18 protein-coding genes and 1 tRNA gene are annotated in these 19301 nt (G+C 46.5%); 9 read left to right on the top strand and 10 right to left on the bottom strand.

Going from position 1 to position 19301, the window contains the following annotated elements:
• Positions 1–7 precede the first annotated feature (7 nt).
• Genes LAY57_RS13640 through kaiC form a run of 3 tightly spaced genes read right to left on the bottom strand, consistent with a single transcriptional unit; the run spans position 8 to position 2495 of the window.
• Positions 8–379 carry a circadian clock KaiB family protein gene (locus tag LAY57_RS13640; RefSeq protein WP_249067323.1) on the bottom strand — a complete coding sequence of 124 codons (372 nt, stop codon included), beginning with the start codon at positions 377–379 and terminating at the stop codon, positions 8–10.
• 39 nt (positions 380–418) lie between these two features.
• Positions 419–733, bottom strand: a complete 315-nt coding sequence (locus LAY57_RS13635) for a circadian clock KaiB family protein (protein WP_249067322.1) — start codon at positions 731–733, stop codon at positions 419–421.
• 37 nt (positions 734–770) lie between these two features.
• Entirely contained in the window at positions 771–2495 is a 1725-nt protein-coding gene (kaiC, locus tag LAY57_RS13630) for a circadian clock protein KaiC (RefSeq protein WP_275993959.1), read from the bottom strand.
• A 300-nt stretch (positions 2496–2795) separates the two neighbouring features.
• Here kaiC and purC point away from each other — a divergent pair, with 300 nt between their 5' ends.
• From purC to LAY57_RS13595, 7 genes are all read left to right on the top strand, one after another.
• Positions 2796–3518, top strand: a complete 723-nt coding sequence (purC, locus tag LAY57_RS13625) for a phosphoribosylaminoimidazolesuccinocarboxamide synthase (protein WP_249067321.1) — start codon at positions 2796–2798, stop codon at positions 3516–3518.
• A gap of 144 nt (positions 3519–3662) precedes the next feature.
• Complete coding sequence (locus tag LAY57_RS13620; RefSeq protein WP_249067320.1) at positions 3663–6302, top strand: BamA/TamA family outer membrane protein; 2640 nt, start codon at positions 3663–3665, stop codon at positions 6300–6302.
• Positions 6303–6469: 167 nt separating this feature from the next.
• Positions 6470–7318: a UDP-3-O-acyl-N-acetylglucosamine deacetylase gene (gene lpxC / locus LAY57_RS13615; RefSeq protein ID WP_249067344.1), complete on the top strand. Its 849-nt coding sequence runs from the start codon at positions 6470–6472 to the stop codon at positions 7316–7318.
• 127 nt (positions 7319–7445) lie between these two features.
• A complete protein-coding gene (gene fabZ / locus LAY57_RS13610) occupies positions 7446–7928 on the top strand; it encodes a 3-hydroxyacyl-ACP dehydratase FabZ (RefSeq protein ID WP_249067319.1) in 483 nt (160 codons plus the stop codon).
• Positions 7929–8114: 186 nt separating this feature from the next.
• Positions 8115–8774 (top strand): RNA-guided endonuclease InsQ/TnpB family protein, encoded by a 660-nt coding sequence (locus LAY57_RS13605; RefSeq protein WP_249067318.1) that lies wholly within the window; start codon positions 8115–8117, stop codon positions 8772–8774.
• A gap of 201 nt (positions 8775–8975) precedes the next feature.
• Positions 8976–9788: an acyl-ACP--UDP-N-acetylglucosamine O-acyltransferase gene (gene lpxA / locus LAY57_RS13600; RefSeq protein ID WP_249067317.1), complete on the top strand. Its 813-nt coding sequence runs from the start codon at positions 8976–8978 to the stop codon at positions 9786–9788.
• 226 nt (positions 9789–10014) lie between these two features.
• Entirely contained in the window at positions 10015–11175 is a 1161-nt protein-coding gene (locus tag LAY57_RS13595; RefSeq protein ID WP_249067316.1) for a histidinol-phosphate transaminase, read from the top strand.
• A gap of 62 nt (positions 11176–11237) precedes the next feature.
• Here the strand turns inward: LAY57_RS13595 and LAY57_RS13590 are convergent, their stop codons facing one another.
• The 4 genes from LAY57_RS13590 to LAY57_RS13575 form a co-directional block, all read right to left on the bottom strand.
• Positions 11238–12062, bottom strand: coding sequence for an RNA-guided endonuclease InsQ/TnpB family protein (locus LAY57_RS13590; protein ID WP_249067315.1), 825 nt, complete (start codon positions 12060–12062; stop codon positions 11238–11240).
• A gap of 159 nt (positions 12063–12221) precedes the next feature.
• Positions 12222–12671, bottom strand: coding sequence for a hypothetical protein (locus LAY57_RS13585; protein ID WP_249067314.1), 450 nt, complete (start codon positions 12669–12671; stop codon positions 12222–12224).
• Between the two features lie 19 nt (positions 12672–12690).
• Entirely contained in the window at positions 12691–13266 is a 576-nt protein-coding gene (locus LAY57_RS13580) for a GNAT family N-acetyltransferase (RefSeq protein WP_249067343.1), read from the bottom strand.
• A gap of 221 nt (positions 13267–13487) precedes the next feature.
• Positions 13488–13688 (bottom strand): hypothetical protein, encoded by a 201-nt coding sequence (locus tag LAY57_RS13575; RefSeq protein ID WP_249067313.1) that lies wholly within the window; start codon positions 13686–13688, stop codon positions 13488–13490.
• A 282-nt stretch (positions 13689–13970) separates the two neighbouring features.
• On the opposite strand from LAY57_RS13575, the gene LAY57_RS13570 reads away from it, so the two are divergent.
• Together LAY57_RS13570 and LAY57_RS13565 are read left to right on the top strand one after the other, a co-directional pair.
• Positions 13971–17450 carry a response regulator gene (locus LAY57_RS13570; protein WP_249067312.1) on the top strand — a complete coding sequence of 1160 codons (3480 nt, stop codon included), beginning with the start codon at positions 13971–13973 and terminating at the stop codon, positions 17448–17450.
• A 97-nt stretch (positions 17451–17547) separates the two neighbouring features.
• A tRNA-Gly gene (locus tag LAY57_RS13565) sits at positions 17548–17618 on the top strand.
• A gap of 265 nt (positions 17619–17883) precedes the next feature.
• Here LAY57_RS13565 and LAY57_RS13560 read toward each other — a convergent pair.
• The 3 genes from LAY57_RS13560 to LAY57_RS13550 form a co-directional block, all read right to left on the bottom strand.
• Complete coding sequence (locus tag LAY57_RS13560; protein WP_249067311.1) at positions 17884–18201, bottom strand: type II toxin-antitoxin system HicB family antitoxin; 318 nt, start codon at positions 18199–18201, stop codon at positions 17884–17886.
• A 169-nt stretch (positions 18202–18370) separates the two neighbouring features.
• Entirely contained in the window at positions 18371–18949 is a 579-nt protein-coding gene (locus LAY57_RS13555) for a Uma2 family endonuclease (RefSeq protein WP_249067310.1), read from the bottom strand.
• A gap of 3 nt (positions 18950–18952) precedes the next feature.
• Positions 18953–19180 (bottom strand): hypothetical protein, encoded by a 228-nt coding sequence (locus LAY57_RS13550; protein ID WP_249067309.1) that lies wholly within the window; start codon positions 19178–19180, stop codon positions 18953–18955.
• Positions 19181–19301 lie beyond the last annotated feature (121 nt).

Genomic DNA, 19301 nt, shown 5'->3' with positions numbered 1-19301 from the left:
GAGGATTCTACTTAGGTACAATGTCTAACCCAAACAATACTTTTTCAGTATCCGACAGATCCCCAACCATGCGTTGCAGAGGGAGAGGCAGTTGCTTGATCAGGGTGGGGATGGCAACAATATTATCTAGGTGCATCTGTTCAGAGGACTGATAAACATCAATCACCTCTAACTCATACCGTCCTTGTAAATAAGTTTCACAGATTGATTTGATGCGTTGTAGTGCCCGCGTCGAACGGGGGGTAGTTCCGGCAATATATAACCGGAGACAGTAAGGTTGCTGCTCCAAATCCGCGATCGCTTGCTCAAGGTTCGCCATCAGATTATCGCTTTCTTGATCCATTAGTTGATTTTCTTCCGACGGCTTTTCATTCACCATTACTGTTTCCTCTCTACTGCATGAACGCAGACTGGTTCTTTATTCCCCAATTTTTGCGATCTCAAGTCCCAGTAAAACTTTTTCTTGATTAGATAAATCCCCAATGATTTGCCGAATCGGAATCGGCAGTTTTCGCACTAGGGTTGGAATTGCTAGAATTTGATCTTGCTTTGCTAACTCTGGGTTATGCAATAAATCAATGACTTCAATTTGATATTGAGTGGGGAGGTATTCTTCACAGAGCTTTTTCAGGTTGGCAAAAGCTCTGACTGATTTTGGAGTCTGTCCCGCAACGTACAGTCGCAGTTCCCATTTCTCCGATTCAGGCGAATTATGTTCATTTTGTTGATTCATAGCGGCTATATCCCTGTTTTCTAAGTGCGGTAGCTGGTTAATCAGCCCGACGGAGTTGCGCTATCCTCTCTTGATCTTGGAGAAACCCGGCTTTCTCCAAACTCTCCTCCTGATTTAGATGATCGAGTTCTGTTTTTTCTGCCTCCATCTGCATCTGTAATGTAGCAATTTGAGCCTGAATAACTTGCCGTTGCTGTTCTAATTCTCGCCGTCGATTGGCAACCTGTTGCTGTCGTCGTAGACTTGCTTGTTTGTCGGCTAACTCTTGAATTGCCCTGGCGGTTCCGGTTAGTACCTTGTTCTGTCCTAAATAGACATCTACTAATTCTATACCTTGACTTGTTAACCGGAATTCCCGCACCTGGTTCGAGTGTTCCATGCCGCGAGATTTGATAAGTTGCAGGATGCGGTTGCGCTCACCGTTGCTTTCAATCACGCGCACTTCTAGCCAGGTGTCCATCAGTGAAGAAATTCCGATCTCTGTATTTTCTAGGGAACTTCCACCACTAATCAGGTTGTTCATCAACACTGTCACCTGTTGTGACTTTAAATAGTCAATTAGGCGCATAAAGAAGGCTTTTATTTGCAAAGGGCTTCCCGTCAGAGTCAAGTTGCTGATGGGATCGATGATAACGGTAGTTGGCTGGAAATAGCTGAGCGATCGATGAATTTGTACTAAATGTACTTCTAAGCCGTGGGCGGTGGGACGTAATGCTTGAATTTGTAGCAATTCCTGTTGAATATACGGCTCTAAATCCATACCAATCGATCGCATATTGCGGAGAATTTGCTGGGGTGCTTCCTCAAATGCGAGATACAGACACTTTTCTCCTCGCTGACAGGTGGCGGCGGCAAAAGCGGCTGCGATCGTACTTTTGCCTGTCCCAGCCATCCCAGTGACTAGAACACTGCTACCGCGAAAGTAGCCTTGCCCTCCTAGCATTGCATCTAGGCGCGGGATGCCGCAGGAGATGCGATCGCTAGAAACGCTATGATTTAACCCGATGGAGGTAATTGGTAAGACAGAAATTCCATTTTCTTCGATTAAGAAAGGATATTCATTGCTGCCGTGTTGGGAACCTCGATATTTAAAGATTTGCAGTCGCCTGGTAGACAGTTCTTCATAAATTCGCTGATCCAAACGAATGACGCAATCAGAAACATATTCTTCTATGCCTTGACGAGTTAGGCTATTATCACCCCGTTCACCCGTGATAATAGCAGTAACACCTTTGGTTTTGAGCCAACGAAACAGACGACGCAATTCAGCCCGGACAATGCCAGTATTTGATAAACCGGAGAACAACACTTCAATTGTATCTAATACTACTCGTTTAGCACCAATGCTATCGATCGCATAGCCGATCCGAATGAAGATACCTTCTAAATCGTATTCGCCGGTTTCTTGAATTTCCGATGGCTCGATATATAAACAGTCAATGGCAAGCTTTTTTTCTGCTACCAGTTGCTCTAAATCCCATCCCAGAGAGGTAACGTTTTGGGTCAGTTCTTCTACCGTCTCTTCAAAGGATATGAATACCCCCGGTTCGCCGTATTCTGTCGCGCCACGAACGAGAAACTCCATCCCTAACAGGGTCTTACCGCACCCAGCAGAACCACAGACAAGGGTAGGTCGTCCTTTAGGCAGTCCGCCCCCGGTGATTTCGTCTAGTCCCTGGATTCCTGTGGGACACTTAGGTAGTTGGACATTGCGGGATTTGCTTGTGTTGTTGAGTTGAATTATAAAAATAACGAGAGGCAACCTTCTATAGATTTATATCTACCCTAGATCTTTATAGTGAAAAATTGAATAGGGTGGGACAGGTTCGTAAATATTTACCCAATGTAGGTGATGCCTGATGGAAAGATGAATGCTCAGCAAAGAACAGACACAGGACTTACGCACGAGAAGGTCAGAAACCCTGTTTATTCGTATATCTTTAGGTGTTGAACCCACGATTTTTACAAGAAACCGGGTTTCTTTGCGTAAGTCCTAAAACAATTGACAATTGACAGCTTGACAACTGACTATTAACTACTGACTATTAAATACTGAAAAAAAATGCCAAAACTATACGAAGGCAAAGCCAAAATTATTTACACCACAGATGACCCGGAGATTCTGCTCGCCCACTTCAAAGACGATGCCACAGCATTTAACGCCCAGAAGCGCGGCACGATCGTTGGCAAAGGCGAGATCAACTGTACGATCTCCAGCCATTTGTTCCCACTGCTAGAAGCTAGCGGCATTGCCACTCACTTCATCGACAGTCCCAATCCGAACCAAATGCGCGTCCGTCGCGTACAGATTTTACCTTTAGAAGTAGTCGTCAGAAATATTGCTGCTGGTAGTCTTTGCAAGCAAACTGGGTTGCCAGAAGGGACTATTCTCAAACAGCCGTTAGTCGAATTTTACTACAAGAATGACGGCCTGGGTGACCCTCTTCTGACACGCGATCGCCTCTTCTTGCTGGAACTGGCCACCCCGGAACAAGTTTCAAGACTCCAGGAACTCGCCTTAGAGATCGACGAAATCCTCACTGTATTTTTTAACCAGTGCGGCATTACTCTGGTAGACTTCAAGCTGGAGTTTGGTCTTGACCAGGAGGAAAAACTGCTCCTAGCCGACGAAATCAGTCCCGACACTTGTCGTCTGTGGAACCAGTCCGAAGCCGATCGCGATCGCCGAATCATGGATAAAGACCGCTTCCGTCGCGACTTGGGAAATGTAGAAAGCGGTTATCAGCAAGTCTTGGAGAGAGTTCTAGAAAGGATGAGGGACTAGGGGCAGAGGGGCAGAGGTGCAGAGGGGCAGAGGGGAAAAGAAGAAGATTTCAGATTTCTTTCTTGAAATTAAATCTAAAATCTAAAATCTAAAATCTAAAATTCCCAATTATGGTGTGTGGAAGTGCTAAACAAAGTGAACAAAATGCGTTTATCTCCAGTTTTGGTAGTAGCTATTACTTGGGCTACTCTCGGTTTACAGCATTCGGCAAACGGACAAACCTCGGATTCCCAAACAGGTATAGCCAACAATCTATCGTTTGGGCAAGAGTTTACGCACATAAATACTTTGCCATTACCAGATCGGCAGGATCTAGGGCTCACCGCTCATTCGGGTCATATAGAAACTGTCCTGGCGGAAAACTTCCTATTTGAGGTAGGAACTTTACCTCACAGTAAAGCGATCGAGTCGTTACAAGAACTGCCAAATCTACCTGGGCAGAGGGGCAGAGGGGCAGAGGAGCAGAGGGACAGAGGGGAAAAGGAGAGGATTTTAGCGTCATCTGAGCCTATTTCTTCTAATTCTTCCTCTGCCCCCAGTGCCCCTAATTTTGGGGTCACTGGAGCCCCCCAACCCCCCAAGTTTGGGGGGCTCCAAGATGCAGAAAAAGCTGAGAACCCCTTTCATCCAGAATCTTTACTTCTGAATCATTTCCCTCCTGAATCGCAATTTATCGCCCAAACAACCGATCGAGACCGACCAACGAATACCCAGACAACACCAAGGGTAGAACCCACAGCACAAACCCAGCCCGCACCCGCAGAGGATACTCCACCGCGAGAAAATCCAGAACCAGAAACACCTACAAACGTCGAATCTACACCTGCAACACCGCCATCTCAAGGAGTTCCACCCCAAGGAACCCCAGCTCCCGAACAAGAAACGCCCAATCAACTTGAGTTGAACCTCACTCCTGGGGGACGATCGCCTGCAAACCCCCAGATCGATATTCCCGAACGTGCGCCTTCTACTCCACCCATAAACGTTCAGCCAAGTGAAGCCCCACCAGTAGATTCAAGGGTGTTGGTGGCAGAAGTACTGGTAAACGGGGTAGAAGGAAGACTGCAATCGATCGTTTATGATGCCATTCGCACCCGCCCCGGACGCACTACAACACGCTCTCAGTTACAAGAAGATATTAATGCTGTCTTTGCCACGGGCTACTTCTCTAAAGTCAGAGCCGAACCTAGCGATACTCCTTTGGGCGTAAGAGTGACCTTTGTCGTAGAATCTAACCCTGTGCTGCGTTCCGTGCAGGTAGAAGGCAATCAAGCTTTACCCCAAACTGTTGTTCAGGAAACTTTTCGCTCACAGTACAACGATATTCTCAACTTCCGCGACCTACAGGAGGGCATTAAGCGCTTAGAACAGTGGTACAAAGACAAGGGTTACGTCTTAGCCCAGGTGGTTGACACGCGGGTCAATCCAGACGGAACAGTCACTCTGTCGGTTGCTGAAGGGGTGGTGGAGAATATTCAAGTCCGCTTCTTGAATAAGGAAGGAGAAGCAACCAACGAGCAAGGTCAGCCGATCCGAGGTCGTACCCGATCGTATATTGTGACCAGGGAACTGGCGCTCAAACCCGGTCAGGTATTTAACCGCAACGAAGTACAAAGAGATTTACAGCGGGTGTTTCGTCTGGGTTTGTTTGAAGATGTCCAAGTTTCGTTGAATCCAGGACAAGATCCGCGAAGAGTCAATGTGATCGTGAATGTGAAGGAAAGGAATGCGGGTTCGATCGCAGCTGGTGCTGGGATTAGTTCTGCTTCCGGCTTATTTGGTACGGTTAGCTATCAGCAGCAAAACCTGGGTGGAAACAACCAAAAGTTAGGGGCAGAGGTGCAGTTGGGTCAGCGGGAACTGCTGTTTGACTTGCGCTTCACTGACCCCTGGATTGGCGGTGACCCCTACCGTACTTCCTATACTGTGAATTTCTTCCGACGCCGCTCTATTTCTTTGATTTTTGATGGTGGCGATCCAGAAGTTAGGCTACCCAATGACGATCGCCCCCGCATTCTCCGCATCGGTGGTGGTGTTACTTTTAACCGTCCCCTGTCAAAAAATCCCCTAGCCGAATCGGAATGGGTATCTTCTTTAGGACTTCAATATCAGCGAGTTTCGATTCGCGATCGCGATGGCGATATCAGTCCAGTAGATGAATTGGGCAACGATCTCAGTTTTAGCGGTGAGGGGAAAGACGATCTGGTATTAGTCCAACTTGGCTTAGTGCGCGATCGACGCAACAATCCCCTGCGGACTACCAGCGGTTCCTTACTGCGGTTTGGTCTGGAACAGTCGGTACCGATCGGTCTGGGGAATGTTTTCCTGACTCGTCTGCGCGGCAGCTACAGTTATTACATTCCAGTCAAATTCACTAACTTCACGACTGGCGCACAAGCTCTGGCTTTTAACGTTCAAGGGGGAACAGTGCTGGGCGATTTGCCTCCTTATGAGGCTTTTTCCCTTGGTGGCAGTAATTCTGTGCGTGGTTATGAAGAAGGCGATTTGGGTAGCGGTCGCAGTTATATCCAAGCCACCGCTGAGTATCGCTTCCCGGTTTTCTCTGTGGTCGGTGGAGCCCTTTTCGTTGATTTTGGCACGGATATTGGCAGTGGTGGAAGCGTCCTCGGCGACCCGGCTGGAGTGCGGGGTAAGCCCGGTACAGGCTTCGGCTACGGTCTAGGCGTCCGAATTCAATCTCCGCTAGGCCCGATCAGGATAGATTATGGCCTCAACGATAACGGCGATTCTCGCATTCACTTCGGCATTGGCGAACGCTTCTAATGCTAGGGGCTAGGGGCTAGGGGCTAGGGGCTAGGGAAAGAGGGGGAGAGGGGGAGAGGGGGAGAGGGAAGAAAATCCCACTACCCACTACTAATGATGGCAGCAATATGCCGAGCGCACGCACTCGCGTTCGCCAGCATCTCCGATTGTTCAAAAAACGTTTATTAATGGAAATTCAACAAACACTCTTAACAGCTTTTGAAATGTCTGGGGTAGGACTCCACAGTGGCATAGTCACTAAAGTACGAGTACTTCCCGCATCGATCGGTGAAGGTCGTTACTTTGTCCGTGTCGATCTGCCAGAAGGCCCGATCGTACCGGCACGTTTAGAAGCTGTCAGTCAGACTCTTCTCTCTACTCAGCTAGGTGAAGGTTTAATATCTGTCTGCACTGTGGAACATTTGCTGGCGGCTTTGGCTGGAATGGGTGTAAATGATGCTCGCATTGAGATAGATGGCCCAGAAGTGCCTCTGCTGGATGGATCGGCGTCTGTTTGGGTAGAAGCGATCGCTCGCGTAGGACTGGTTTCCCCCTCTCCCCCTCTCCCCCTCTCCCCCTCTCTCCCTCTCCTCCAACCCGTCTGGATCGATCGAGGAGATGCTTTTGTGGCGGCTATACCGGCGACTGAGACTCGATTTACCTACGGGATTGATTTTGACTTGCCAGCGATCGGCAATCAGTGGTATAGCTGGTCACCAAGCAGGGAAAGTTTTGCAGATGCGATCGCTCCCGCCCGCACTTTTGGTTTAGCACACCAAATCGACGATCTGCGTGCCAAAGGCTTAATCAAAGGCGGCAGCTTAGACAATGCCTTGGTTTGCGATGCTAATGGCTGGATTAATCCACCTTTGAGATTTGCAAATGAACCAGTACGTCATAAAATTTTAGATTTAGTAGGCGATCTGAGTTTGCTGGGAACTCTTCCCGTTGCTCACTTCTTGGCCTACAAAGCCAGCCACAACCTGCACATCCAACTGGCCCGATTGTTGAGGAAGGGGCTAGGGGCTAGGGACTAGGGGGAAGATTTTAGATTTCAGATTTCTTTGTTGAAATTAAATCTAAAATCTAAAATTCCCCTCTCCCTCTCCCTCTCCCCCTCTCCCTCTCTCCCCCTCTCCCCCTCTCCCCCTCTCCCTCTCTCCTATGTCCACACTGATTGAAGTAAACCCATCTGACTCGGTGACATCTACCAAAACGGTTTTTACAATTGAAGAAATTCAGAAGCTGCTGCCCCACCGCTATCCTTTTTTACTGGTAGACCGGATTATTGAATACGTACCGGGGCAAAAGGCAGTCGGCATTAAAAATGTCAGTGTCAACGAACCCTATTTCCAAGGCCACTTTCCCGGACGGCCCATCATGCCGGGAGTGCTGATCGTCGAAGCTATGGCTCAAGTGGGTGGTATAGTTTTGACTCAGCTACCCGATGTTGAAAGCGGTCTGTTTTTGTTTGCTGGCATTGATGGAGTCCGTTTCCGGCGTCCTGTGGTACCGGGCGATCGGCTGGTGATGACCGTGGAACTACTCTGTGTCAAGCGGCGTCGCTTCGGTAAAATGCAGGCTCGTGCAGAAGTAGATGGCCAACTGGCTAGCGAAGGCGAACTGATGTTTTCTCTTGTTGATTAAACCTGGTAATAGGTAAAGTCCTGTTCTCTTAAGGATCTGACAACTGACTAATACAGAGAGCTTGATTAAATTGCCAAATTCTTTCTCAAACTTCCCTATTGTAGACAAGTTTTTAGGGAAAGACACCCTTCTCAACTTGATCGAACCCTACTATGCTAAAATTGTAGCGGACTTCTAAACTCAACCATGTTTGCTATTCATAGAGAGCTAAAACTCAATAACGTTGAACGCTCCAGTATGCGCGGCATGGCTGGCTTTAAGAGATTTGTCTACAACTACGGTTTAGACCTCATCACAGCAAGTTGGGACTTCAATACCATACCAGCTACTACCAAAGAAGCGAAAACCAAGCAAAGTAGGCGGCAATGGCACAATCGTAACAAAGTTTTAGGAAACAAGAAGTTAGGGATCGGAGCATCTAACAACGCCAAAAGATACTACATCGAATTAGCTAGAGGGTATGCCAGGATTAGCAATATTCGACGAGATACAATTCAGAAGATGACAACTGATTTGAGTCGTCGTGTTTATTGTATCCGAATTGAGGATTTAAATGTCTCAGGAATGATTGCCAACCATAAACTTGCCCGTGCAGTAACAGACAACTGCTTTTATGAAGTACGTCGTCAGTTAATTTATAAGCAAGCACATTATGGAACGAAAGTTGAGATAGTCGATAGATGGTATCCTTCCTCCAAGATGTGTTGTAAGTGTAGACATATTCAGTCAATGAAACTATCCGAGAGGGTGTTTCGTTGCCAGAAGTGTAATCATGTCCAAGACAGAGACGAAAATGCTTCAGTAAATCTGGAGAATGCTCCAGATAATGTAGTAAGGTTGGCTTGACCTGAAGTTACGCCTGTGGACAAGAAGTAGCCGTCTACCTTGGTTGAAGCAGGAAGAAAACACCACGCTTTTGTTGATGAAGTTTGACTAAGTTTGGGTAAGTTTTTTAGAGCAGGCAAGGAAAAATTGATAAAGTTTTCAAATTGAAGATTGCAGATTGATGTTCAATTCTAAAATCTAAAATCTAAAATCTAAAATTCCATGCCTACCCTTATTCATCCCACCGCTGTAATTCATCCCAATGCCGAACTGCACCCGACAGTTCAGGTCGGTGCTTATGCGGTCATTGGGGATAAAGTAAAAGTTGGCGCTCGAACCGTCATAGGCGCTCACGCGGTGCTGGAGGGGCCAACAGAAATTGGTGAAGAGAATCAAATTTTCCCAGGTGCAGCTATTGGCTTGGAGCCCCAAGACCTTAAGTATGATGGTTCTCCTACCTGGGTTAAAATCGGGGATGGAAACAAGATTCGCGAGTATGTGACGATCAATCGCGCTACTGATGCCGGTAAGGCAACGCAAATTGGCAATCACAATTTGTTGATGGCTTATGTCCATGTCGCTCATAATTGTGCGATCGAAGATTCTGTCGTGATTGCCAATACTGTTTCCTTGGCCGGTCACGTCCATATTGAATCTAAAGCTGTGATTGGTGGAGTCTTGGGTATCCATCAATTTGTTCGGATTGGCCGGATGGCGATGGTAGGCGGGATGAGTCGCATCGATCGCGATGTGCCACCGTATATGCTAGTTGAAGGAAATCCATCGCGGGTGCGAAGTCTCAACCTTGTCGGCCTAAAACGCGCTGGTATCGCCACCGATGAACTGGCATACCTCAAAAAAGCTTTCCGCATTCTCTATCGCTCTGAATTTACTCTCAATCAAGCTCTAGAACAACTAGACTTGCTACCCGATCATCCAGATTTGCAGCACTTGCGCCGCTTCCTGCAATTTTCCCAACTCCCTGGCCGTCGTGGCCCTATTTCCGGCAGGCGTCATTCTTTGCGTGGGGAATAGCCTTTGGATAAGTCTTGGATTTTTCATCAAAATTCGGATGATTTCCTGACTTGGGTATTTCTTTTTGGCTCTTCCGTACTTAGTGTGCCAAATAGCTTAGCAACCGCCCTCGGCAGTTAGGACATTCTTAATTCCTTCTTCCCCTAGCAAAAGAGCCCCTAGCTATAGATTCCAGATTGAATTTCAATCTAAAATCTAAAATCTAAAATCTAAAATTTTCATTGCTATGCTGCCCTTCATCCGCTCAGACCTAGCTAAACTTACTGCCTATACACCCCATCCCGGTGGTACTTCCGGCGAACCAGTCCAGTCTGAAATTGCGATCGATCGCCTGGATACCAACGAAAGTCCCTTTGACTTGCCAAGCGAATTAAAAGAAAAGCTCGTCTGGACGTATCAGCAAGTAATTGAGAACAACCGCTATCCAGATGGCGGTCATGCAGCATTAAAAAGTGCGATCGCGGAATACGTCAAGGAATCAGCCGTCTCTCTTCTAGCACAGGCATCTTCCCTGTCAATAACACCCGCCAACATCTCCGTTGGTAACGGTTCCGACGAACTAATTCGCTCCATCCTAATTGCCACCTGCTTGCGGGGAGAAGGTTCTATCCTCGTCGCCGTTCCCACCTTCTCCATGTATGGCATTCTCGCTGAAACTTTAGGCATTCAGGTAGTAAAAGTCGAGCGCCACGAAACTAACTTTGAAATCAATCTAGAAGCAGCACAAAAAGCAATTGAACAAACACAAAATTCCCCCATCCGAGTAGTATTTGTCGTTCATCCCAACTCCCCCACCGCCAACGCCTTAACCCCAAAAGAACTAGACTGGCTGCGAAGTTTACCAGAAGAAATTCTCATTGTCATTGACGAAGCCTACTTTGAATTTAGCAACACAACCCTAGTTGGTGAATTGCCACAACATCCCAATTGGGTAATACTGCGAACCCTCTCAAAAGCTTTTCGGTTAGCAGCTCATCGCGTTGGCTATTCCATCGCTCATCCCGAATTAATTGCCGCTTTAGAAAAAGTTCGTTTGCCCTACAATCTACCCAGTTTTTCCCAAACTGCCGCCCTAATTGCCCTCACGCATCGGCAACTATTGCTGGCATCAATTCCTCAAATCTTAGCCGATCGAGACGAGTTAATTAATAACTTAAGCCAGAACCCAGCCTTAAAAGTCTGGTCAAGTTCTGCTAACTTTATCTACCTGCGTCTTATCGCCAGCGACAACAATTCAAACGAAGTGAAATTGAGCCATTTGGTGCAGCAACTGAAAGCGCAAGGCACGGTGGTGCGCCATATCAGCGGCGGATTACGCATTACAGTAGGCAGCAGCGAAGAAAATAAGCGAACTCTCCAACGCTTACAAACTTCTCTCAATAACTAAAAATAGCGGCAAGAGAAGACTAAACGGAAAGTAAAATACCGCTCAACAAAACCTACTCAAACCTACTCAAAGGCGGAAAGTCCAGTCATTCGTAGTGGGTCAAGCACCACAGGGTTAAACGGCAAACCCTTTATTCCTTGGTTTAATACATCAGGAATTACTTTTCTCGTGATATTAAATGACCCATTCACATCGGCATTTAATAACATACCATTCGCTGTTTTATACAATCCTCTAGCTACTCTATGTCCCTGAAACACTGGATTTTTAGCCCCATATTTAGGGAGAGCATCCCTATCTAACGCACTAGATTGAGATGTATAAGATTCTTCTGTGATGACTACTTTTATTCCTTTCAATTGAGCTTTATAGGTCAACATTTCTATTAACCTATAATGAGGAATGTTCACAAATTGTTGATTGTTCCTTTTCCCTAAGTTAATTGATTGTTTCCAGGCCGGATTATGCCCAATTACTAGGATTCCTATGTGATGCTGTCTACACCAATCTATCACTCTTCTGCTGGCTGTATGTAGATAATTCTCTACTATACAGTTACGTTTATGAGTGAGATTTTTTAATTTGTGAGATTGGGTTTGATTATGCTTGAGTTTTAGCTGGGATTGGAAACAGGAACGTTGTTTATTGTAAAAGGTGTTAATTGCTTTTAGTGGTCTGCCTTTAATCAATAGAGGTCTGACGCCTGTTTGATTGGTAGTTACAGCCATTAAGTTATTAACTCCTAAGTCTATACCTGCTATTTGTTGATGATTGGTTGTCTCCTCTACTTGTTCATAAACTATTTCGATTACATAACAACTACTTTTTGGTACAATCCTCGCCTCTATGATTTCCTTTTGGGATGTGGGAATTTGTATTTCACTCATGGAGAACTGACAAATTCCTTTTTTTAAGGCTTTTTTCGAGATTGATTCTTGATTATAAACACTTCTTTCCCTAGTCCCTAGTCCCTAGCCCCTAGCCCCTAGTCCCTAGCTATATTTTAACTTTTGAATGAGTGACTTTTGACTTTTCTAGCCCCTTTTTCAATCTTCACCACTACGACGTGCCAGAGCGACCGTTTGCGGTAGAACACCAACTAAATAAGCAAGCACATCATCCGGCAGATTAGCCACAGTTTGACTGTCAAAAAAAGCTTCAAATTGGGCAAGGAGCTTCTCAGCTCGTTCGAGCGGATCTGACCTATCTGTTAACTGTTTTGTTAACATAATCCACTGCCGTCGAGTTTTATAAGCAGTCTGTCGTTCCTCATAGGATTCTGGAACAACCAACGAAAAATTGCCCACAGCAACAGCCCGCTTGCAATCCAGATCAAATGTGCTACCAACACCTGCTCCCGGCCCGGCAAACTCCGCGTGGTAAGATTTGAAAAGGATGAGGCCATTGCGCCTATTTCTGCTCACAACTAACAGCTTGCCGGTGTTTAACTGAGCAATAATTTCCGACCCGTTTGGACTCTCATTTTCAGGTTTCATCCGTCTTCCCCCTTGGAGACTAATCTACAGTCAAGTGCTTACGCAATAACAAACGCCGGGGTTGCCCCAGCAGCAGAGAAGTCCAACTCGAATCAACTTGGTGCAATCGATACCCTAACTTGAAGTAAAGCCGCCGTGCTTGATGGTTATTTTCTAGGACGTGAAGGTAAATATAATGGAAACCCCACCCCAGAGCAATTCTTTCGCAGCTAAGCAGCAATTGTTTAGCTACTCCCCGCCGCCGACATTCAGTTCGCACTGCCAAATTGGATATATAGGGATATTGGGGTAAATTCATCAGTGGCCACGGATGAGCTGAGCGCAACGCCATTTCCACTGTTCCTGCTAGGTAATCGCAGTCGGTGGGGCGAATAGTGATAGGCTCTACTGCAACAAAACATAAGTAACGAGGAGAACTAGATTCCAGTCGATTCCTCAAATCTTCGTAAATGCCAAGACGCAACAAGGGATAAATCCAGCCGTTCGTACCCGTGCGAGAGTGAAAGCTATCAGCAAGGATTTCTGCAAGACTCGTCAAATCCCTGACTTTAGCGGCACGGATTTGGAAGTGTTTTGAGGCGACTAATTCAGGCATTTGCCTGCATTTGGCGTCTGTTTCGGCTGAGTTTGGCGAAAGAAACGCATTTTGCTGGCGGTGTTTTGAGGACGAGAACAAAGGTTTCACAACTTTTTACTGTTTGATATTCGCCACGGCTGATGCCGGGGTATTGTTAAGTTCAGCGTGGTTACTACCAAGACCAGCCTCGGAGAGCGAACAGCTAGAGCCAATTGCATTAGGATCGTACAGAGGGTGTATCAACCTTGTGGGGGCAAAGCGTTTGGCACAAAAAACTCCGCTCCAAATGTTTCCCGCCTACCAGGACTGGACTCTAGTAACGAGGGCCAGCTTAAGAGCATATATCGATCGAGCAATGCTAAACTGGAATTTCTCTTACAGCTTAACGCTAGTACGTGCCAACCTTGTCGCTTTCTTGCTACTGGCACTATAACTGTCATAAGCATTGTCTTACGCTTAAAAGTTAAATCCAGTGTTAAGTCAGGCAACCTTAAAAAATTGTTACAAAAGGTTAGGCTGGCTTCTCAGTTTAAGCCAGAAATTTAGTGTTGCGAATATTTCTACAACTACCCCCGCTCTCTCCAAGAATCAAAGTTTCTCCTCGGAGAGTAGCTTCTTTATTCCTTCTTGTTAAACGCAATGCGGCATAGACCTGGCCCCCGTTTTCCGACACCGCTAATTCCTAAGCAGAATATAGCGGGTGTCTCCAAGGGGGAAGACAGATGAATAAGCCGAAAATTTTGGTTGTCGATGACGAACCAGATAATCTCGACCTGCTGTATCGCACCTTCTATCGGGAATATAAAGTGCTAAGGGCAGAATCAGGGCCAGCCGCACTGGCAATCCTGGCTTCTGAGAAGGATATCGCCGTAATTATCTCGGATCAGCGTATGCCGTTGATGAGTGGGACTGAGTTTTTGAGTCTCACTGCAACTCAGTATCCAGATATCATCCGAATTATTTTGACTGGCTATACGGATGTGGAAGACTTGGTAGAAGCGATCAACAGCGGTAAGGTTTTCAAGTATGTAACTAAGCCTTGGGACTCCGAACAGCTCCAAGCTGTAGTTCGGCAAGCGCTGGATACTCACAACGTCCTCAAAACGCGCACTCAGGAACTTTGCCGCACGCTGCGTCAGGAATCGCTACTCAATACTGTTACTAATACTATTCGCTCTCGCACCGATTATCGGCAGATCCTCCAGACGATCGTCAATACGGTCGGTCATATGCTGGAGGTAGATATCTGTATTCTGCGTCCTTTTCAAGATAACCGGATGGTAGACGAATGGTTTGTTTACCAAAGGCTGGGCGGTTCTTCTGCTGACTTGAGGAAAGTTAGGCAGGAAGGAGAAGCAAATGGAATTCCTCTTTTGGCGCAGACGGTGTGGGAAACCCACGATGTACTGGTATTCGATGATGTACTAACGGATGAGCGGCTACAGGGCGATACCCCGTTGGAAAAGGAACGTGCTCTAGCTTATTCTACCGCTGAAATTCGCTCGAGCTTAGTAGTGCCGCTGATTTGCCAAATGGAACTGATGGCAGTGCTGGCACTCCACCAGTGCGGAGAACCTCGCCGCTGGCAGGATGATGAGGTGCAACTGGTATTTATGGTGGCGGATCAAGCTGCCCTCGCCCTCGCCCAAGCACGCGCTTACGATCGCTCTTTGGCTATGGCAAGGCGCGAGGGTTTGATTAACACCATCACTTCAGCCATTCGCTCTTCTCTCGATCCCCAGGACATCTTTGCCGCCATTACCCAACAACTGGGGCAAGTCCTTCATGTCGATGGCTGCACTCTTTCCCTTTGGACTCAATCAGATGAATTTGTTCAGTGTGTGGGATTGTATGACAAAAATTTTGAATCCTTAGTTTGGAGTGCAGGGACGGCTTTAGGGGACGAAACTTTAGGAGGACAAAGACCCCAAACTTTCTCTTCGACACAAAATTCAACCCAAAACCTTTCACAGTTGCCCCAGTCTGTGGCACCTATAGCAGGTAATCCCGTGTTGCAGCAATTGCTGAACACGATGCAACCTGTGGTCATCAATGACCTAGAAGCCAGTTCCCAAATGAAAGGATTCGATTTGCCCCTACGGTCTTCGGCACGAGCCTTGATGGTCGTACCTCTATTGTTTGAAGGCAAAATCATTGGCAGCATTACCCTGCGGGAAGCGACGAATCCTCGCCACTGGCAACAGGTGGAGATAGACTTGGCCCAAGCTGTGGCAGCCCAAGCTGCGATCGCAGTAGAACACGCCCGCCTCTATCAAAAAACTCGACAGCAAACAGAACGTTTACAAGAATTAGACAAGCAAAAAACCGAATTCTTCCAAAATATTTCCCACGAATTCCGCACTCCCCTCACCCTGATGATGGGGCCATTGGAATCGGTAGTCAATCACCAAGAAGATTTGCCCTACGACCAAGCGGTAATTGCCCTACGCAATTGCCGCCGACTCTTGCGTCTGGTAAATCAACTGCTCGATCTCCAGCGACTCGACGCCAAACGTATGCAAGCAAGCTTCCGCCCTTGCGATTTGATGATCATGGTCGGCCAAATTATAGAAGCCTTCCGTCCTTACTGCGAAAAAAAGGGTCTGCGTCTGATCACCGAACTAAACTCCTGTCCAAGGGTCTACTTAGACCCGGAAAGATTTGACAAGGTACTCTACAACCTGCTGTCAAATGCGATGAAATTTACCGAAACGGGTGGCAGTATTGCTGTCAAGCTAGAAACGGCTGGAGATCACATCCGCATCCAAGTGAAAGACACCGGCATTGGCATTCGCACCGAGCAGATTCCCCACTTGTTTGAGCGGTTCCGTCAAGCAGAGGGGTCTGTTAACCGCTCTTACGAAGGTTCGGGTTTGGGTCTGGCTTTGGTGAAAGAACTGGTGGAACTTCACGGAGGCCAAATTTCGGTGGAGTCGATTTATCAAGCTGGAACTACCTTCACAGTTTGGTTGCAAACGGGAACATTTCATCTGCCACTCGATCAGGTTCTGGAAGTGGCAACTCAATTGCAGCCAAATCGCGCCGCAGTGGAATTGGCCGATTTGGAGCTGCTTACCCCTGTGGAAAGTTCCGAGTTAGACTCAGATTCTACTGGAATCTCTCAAGCGCCAACTCAACGCACAATTTTGGTGGTTGATGACAATCCAGATCTAAGAACTTATGTATCCAGAATTCTGCGGGCATCTGGGTTTGGTGTTTTGATGGCTCGCGATGGGGCAGAGGGTTTCGGTCTAGCTCAAGCGAACCGTCCCGAACTGATCGTCACAGATTTGATGATGCCGATGGTGTCTGGTTTGGAGATGATTCGGATGATCCGCGAACAGCCGGATTTGAAGGGAACGCCGATCATCTTGCTCACTGCTAAGGTGGATGAAGATACCCGGATTGAAGGTACGGAACTGGGAGCGGATATTTATTTAGCCAAACCTTTTAACGATCGAGAATTACTGGCGGCTGTACGTAATCTGCTCGTACTTAAGGAAAATGAACGACGGGTGACGGATCTGAATAAATACTTAACTGAGTCGGTTCTGAAGCGCTTTTTACCTCCAGCGATGGTAAAGAAGGCAGCAGCTGGGGATTTGACTCTGGATCTGAAGCCGGAACCCCGCTTGGTCACAATTTTGTTTAGCGATATTGTGGGATTTACTCAACTGTCGAATACCTTGCGAAGTCGTCGGGTGGCTGAGTTGTTGAATGAATATTTCGAGTTTATGACTAGGGCAGTGTTCGATAATGGCGGCACTGTGGATAAGTTTATGGGTGATGCGGTGCTGGCGATGTTTGGAGCCCCAGAGGAACTGACGCCCAATGAGCAGGTGAGAAGAGCGATCGCAACCGCACGTCAAATGCGTCAATATCTCGACGAACTCAACCTCCGCTGGCAAGATCAGGGCATTCCCCGCGTTAAGTTCCGCTGCGGCATCCACCAAGGAACCGCCGTTGTCGGTATGTTTGGCAGTGCCGAACGCGCAGATTACACCGCGATCGGCCCCACCGTCAATATTGCTTCCCGACTTCAACAAGTCGCAGAACCTGACTGCATCCTCGTTTCCGCTGCTGTCGCCGATTATCTCGACGAGTCTGAAATTACCAAAGGCAGTTCTCTACAGCTCAAAGGCGTCGATGAAACGGTTCTCACCTTTGTGGTAGACCCTACAGGCAAACAACCTTCAGGTTGAAGGAAAAAAAGTTTGTCGGGATAGTTGAATATTGGAAAATTTATGTTATTCTAGTTAAGGTGTCATCTGAGCTTGTTTGCTCGATGCCTCCTCGAATGCGGGCGTAGTTTAGTGGTAAAACTTTAGCCTTCCAAGCTAATAATGCGGGTTCGATTCCCGCCGCCCGCTTTGAAAAAAAACAAAAAACAATCCGATGTGTGGGTAGGGGCGTTCGCGAAGCGTGCCGGAGGCATTAGCATTCGGGTACTAAGCGATATGCCTACGGCACGCTACGCGAACGCAGTCTTCAACAATTCTTCTGCCCGAATGCAACGCCTGCGCCGTGGTCTATAAAGTTACTCATACCATGTTGTTTTTGTCAACATCGATTAATACTGGAGTTTAGACTAACCGCGCTTTAGGGCGCGGTTAGTCATAATTTATTAATGAAGGACTAACCAGCTTTGGTCAACAAAGTTAAGATATAACGTTCAATACTAACTCCTTCTCTTTCAGCTTTTTCTGCTAAACTCCGGTGCAGCGACTTAGGAATTTGTAATGACAAATTGCCACTATACTCAACTTCCGTCGCAGGTAAAGGAATCTCATCTCCACATTCATAAGCTGTCTCTATCCATAACTCTCTCGCCTCCTGAATATTCTCCATTGCTTCAGACAAAGTTTCCCCAACAGACATACAACCCGGAAGGTCTTTTATCATTACAGTATAACCCCCTTCCGGCTCTGGGTAGAAACTGATAGGATATATCATAGCAAACATCTTCAAACCGTACTTCAGGTGGATTTAACAAAAATTGCTCTATCAGTTTTCCTAACTTGCTCATTTTGATTTAAGCTATATATATATTGAATATTTGGTTTTATTTTGTTAAACCCAATTTACGGATGATAACTGTAGGATTGTGAAAAGTCGATAGTCATCACTGATTTCCTCTAAAACTTAATAATCCAAATACATCTGCTACGGATAATTGCCAATCAGTCAAAACACTCAAAACTGGCAAACTATCCTCTCCTTCCATAGTTGTCGGTAACTGATTGGGAGTAAATACCATAATTAATCGTTCTTGAGGCTCAATAAACCAACCAAGTTGAGAACCATTTTTCAGACAAAAAACAATTTTATCGATGACACGAGTAGGACTTTGTTCGGGAGACAGAATTTCTATTACCCAATCCGGTGCAATTTCAATCTTATTTTCAATTTCCCCATTCGCATCTAAGGGAATGCGCGACCACTCAAAAACGGAGATATCTGGCACTATAGAACGGTTTCCAAAAGTCACTCGTAACTCAGTAAATGCAGAAGCTAATTGCTGAGGTTCTCCGACTTCATTAATAACAGCAGGGAAACGAGTTTGAAGTCTGCTATGTTTTCCTTGTGGCATAGGTTTTTGATGAATTTTTCCCTCGATATACTCGCTGGCGGGTTTCGTTTCTGGCAACTGCAAAAATTCTTCTAAGGACAGTGTAGCGGGTAACTCAAGTGAAAGCACCATAAATTATTCCTCCTTAAATAGTCTGAGAGAACAAATAATCATCGGTTCCTGTTTTTCAGCCTCTTCACTAATGATACACAAACGTTCATCCATCCGCAAGGCTACCACCAATTCAGCTAACTGCTGATTGCTAATGCCACTTTTTAGCTGACGGTTTAACGTATCAATTGCCGACTGTCGCAGTGGATAACGATAAACTTCATCAATGGCTTTCCGCAGTTCTTCTGTCACAAATAAACTTCCCTGCATTTCCTGGGCGTAACGCTTCAACCGTTCATAAGTACGGAACCTAGTTAAATACCGCTAAGGCGGTTAAGACAGTATTAAACGCTCAAAGCAAGGCTGGGAGTGT

Source organism: Argonema antarcticum A004/B2, assembly GCF_023333585.1.
GTDB classification, from domain to species: Bacteria; Cyanobacteriota; Cyanobacteriia; order Cyanobacteriales; family Aerosakkonemataceae; genus Argonema; species Argonema antarcticum.
This window is presented reverse-complemented; position numbering and strand designations above follow the sequence as displayed.